Annotated in this window: 1 protein-coding gene; it reads left to right on the top strand. The window is 59.1% G+C overall.

Annotated elements, in window-relative coordinates; translation table 11 throughout:
• Positions 1-626 precede the first annotated feature (626 nt).
• Positions 627-1,149: hypothetical protein (locus AAFX91_RS41830; protein ID WP_394570364.1), on the top strand; the 523-nt coding region annotated here is incomplete at its 3' end.

The following is a 1,149-nucleotide window of genomic DNA, read 5'->3' on the forward strand; positions in this document are numbered from 1 at the left end:
ACCTGAACATGTGATGACGCGCGATCCTCTCGGCGAAAACCGCTGGCAATGCGATGGGCTCGGCGACGAGGATTCCCGATTCATTCTTCGCTCAGCGAACAAATTACGGACACGATGCTTATCGCTACACTGTGGCGAGCACTGCAAATAACGACGATCCCTACCACTCAATGAGTCCAGGCAATGACTCTCTCGGGATCGATAGTTTTGCAGCAGGTGCCGAATGGAACGTCAAGGTCGGTCGCCAACCTGCAAAGGTAAGCGTCAGGCCATTGATCTGGCATTGTCGAGCGATCCATCGATCTCGTCGGCGGGCAAATATGGTCCCTGTGACCCTTGTCCCGAAAGCCCCGCTCGTTTCAATGCGGGGCATAGCGCGATCAGCTGGACCGATATCGAAAATGTATTTGCTTCTGGTCGGCGCTAAGCAGATCAAAGGGGCGGAAGGTGCCTTTGCGCTGAGCGGCGCGTACCCTCCTTTTCTTTCCGGGGGGGGGCAAGGTCTTGATTGGTGTTGATGGGCCGCGGCGCTGCAATGCGCGAAATGAGGTGTCTAAGGGGCATTTTAGCGTGCCTGTTGCTGCGGCGCATTTTCTGTCTGGAGAAGCTGCGATGGGGCTGCCTTGATGGAGGACCGTGACATCGCTTCGATGTCGGCAATCCCGCCACGTGACCGCTCGCCCCCGCATGCGGCCCGGAAGCCCGTGCGTGTTGCGGATTACGAGCGCTTTCGGCGACGGCTCGAAGAGGCCGCTCTGGATGACTGTGAGTCGCGCGCGGATGGTTCCGGCTGCAGGAAGCTCGGCAACGATCAGCATGATCCGGTGGCGACTGGAAGCGTTTCGCCCTCCTGCGTGCCCGCCGTTTCGCTCGAACCCGTCATGCTGGATTATGTACAGGGTCCGGGAGTGGAGGGAAGGCTTTCACGTTCCGCGGAGCTCGCTGAGCTAGCGGGGGCGATCGTTGAGCGCGTTTTGATATGTCCGGACCGCACGGGGGCCGCGACGGCGTACATCACGTTGAATCGTGTTGTGTTTGGAAGCGCATGTGTGTCTGTCAGCTGCCGCGACGATACGCTATCTCTCCACATCGTCTCCGACCACCTTAGGTCCATCTTGCAATTGCGAGGACATGCGTTTGCGCGCGACT

The sequence above is a fragment of the Bradyrhizobium sp. 31Argb genome (assembly GCF_043638955.1).
GTDB lineage: Bacteria > Pseudomonadota > Alphaproteobacteria > Rhizobiales > Xanthobacteraceae > Bradyrhizobium.